Origin of the sequence: Methylobacterium sp. WL116 (assembly GCF_008039455.1) — a bacterium.
In the GTDB taxonomy this organism is placed as follows: Bacteria; Pseudomonadota; Alphaproteobacteria; order Rhizobiales; family Beijerinckiaceae; genus Methylobacterium.
In genome coordinates this window covers 1-1,438 of sequence record NZ_VRUV01000808.1, presented here as the reverse complement: position 1 = coordinate 1,438, position 1,438 = coordinate 1, and the positions used below count along the sequence as shown (strand labels likewise).

The window sequence follows — 1,438 nt, the reverse complement described above, 5'->3', positions numbered from 1 at the left end:
GGATCAGGGTCGGGCCGACCGCGTCGGCCGGGTCGCCCGCGAGGGCGCTTCGCCGCTCAGGGCGTCTCGCTCGCGAGGTAGGCGACCATCATCTCGGCCACGGCGCGGCCGGCATAGGCCGGCGGGCTCTCGCCCCGGCGCACCGGGAAGGCGTCGACGATCCTGCGGCCGGCCAGGATGCCGCGCACCTCGTCGGGCATCAGGCCGTCGTCGATGGCGGTGGCGAAGGCGGCCCGGCCGTAATGCCGGCGGTGCGCCCGCGCGGCCAGGGCGAAGGTGCGGGATCCGAATGTCCGTCCCGCGCCGGATGCGTCAAATGCCGTGTCGTGATGGCCCATCGCCGTCGTCCTTCCGTGCCGTATTGCGATCCTTCCCCGTGCCGTCGGTGCGACGACACGACGGGATCGGACGGGCCTCGGGTCGGGACTTGCGCATGGCGACGATCATGCCGGCCTCCGGGCGGCGTGCTGCCACCTCTTGGGTTCGATGCTGATGATCCTAGCCAATGCGGCCGGGGATGTGCTTCCAAAGATCGCCGCCCCTGCAGGTCGGTCCTGATGCGGACGGATCGAACCGCAGAAGGATCGCGATCGCCGGCCGGTCGGGCCCGCGGCGTCGGCGCCGTGGATTTGCGCGGCCGCCCCACTGGCGTTCCGGACGCGCGCACGCCAGAATCGCCGCCATGCACGACGGCACCCGCGTGGAGATCACGCCCGAGATCCTTCTCAAGGCCTACGCCGCCGGCATCTTCCCGATGGCCGAGGACGCCGACGACCCGACGCTGTACTGGGTCGAGCCCCGCGCCCGCGGGGTGCTGCCGCTCGACGGGTTCCGCGTGTCGAAGCGGCTCGCGCGCACGGTGCGCTCGGACGTGTTCGAGGTCCGCAGCGACACCGACTTCGACGGCGTGATCGGCGGCTGCGCCGCCCCGCGCCGCGAGAGCGAGCGCACCTGGATCAACGGCCGCATCCGCGAGCTCTACGGCGCGCTGTTCGACCGCGGCCACGCCCACACGATCGAGGTCTACGCCGGCGAGCCGCGCCGGCTCGTCGGCGGCCTCTACGGGGTCTCGATGGGGGCGGCCTTCTTCGGCGAGAGCATGTTCCACGAGGTGCGCGACGCCTCGAAGGTCGCCCTCGTCCACCTGATGGGACGGCTCCGCGCCGGCGGATACCGCCTCGCCGACACCCAGTTCGTCACCGAGCACCTCGCCCAGTTCGGCGCCGAGGAGCTGCCGCGCCACGTCTACAAGCGCCGGCTCGCCGAGGCGCTGGGCCACGCCGCCGACTGGAACGCCTGGCCGACGGACGGCAGCGTCCGAGGGGCGCAGGCCCTGGCCGCCCTCGGGCCGGGCTCCGCGGAGGCGTGAGGCTCCCCTTCCCTCCCCCGCTTCAGGGGGGAGGGAAAGGGGGATGCGGTCAGCGGAAGATCGCGTCGA

The 1,438-nt window shown here is 73.2% G+C and carries 2 protein-coding genes; one reads left to right on the top strand and one right to left on the bottom strand.

Features of this window, described 5'->3' with window-relative positions:
* Positions 1–56: 56 nt before the first annotated feature.
* Positions 57–338 (bottom strand): hypothetical protein, encoded by a 282-nt coding sequence (locus FV223_RS27530; protein ID WP_147729864.1) that lies wholly within the window; start codon positions 336–338, stop codon positions 57–59.
* Positions 339–682: 344 nt separating this feature from the next.
* On the opposite strand from FV223_RS27530, the gene aat reads away from it, so the two are divergent.
* The gene (gene aat / locus FV223_RS27525) at positions 683–1,369 is read left to right on the top strand and encodes a leucyl/phenylalanyl-tRNA--protein transferase (RefSeq protein WP_147729863.1); all 687 of its coding nucleotides are present in this window, start codon (positions 683–685) and stop codon (positions 1,367–1,369) included.
* The last annotated feature ends 69 nt before the right edge of the window (positions 1,370–1,438 follow it).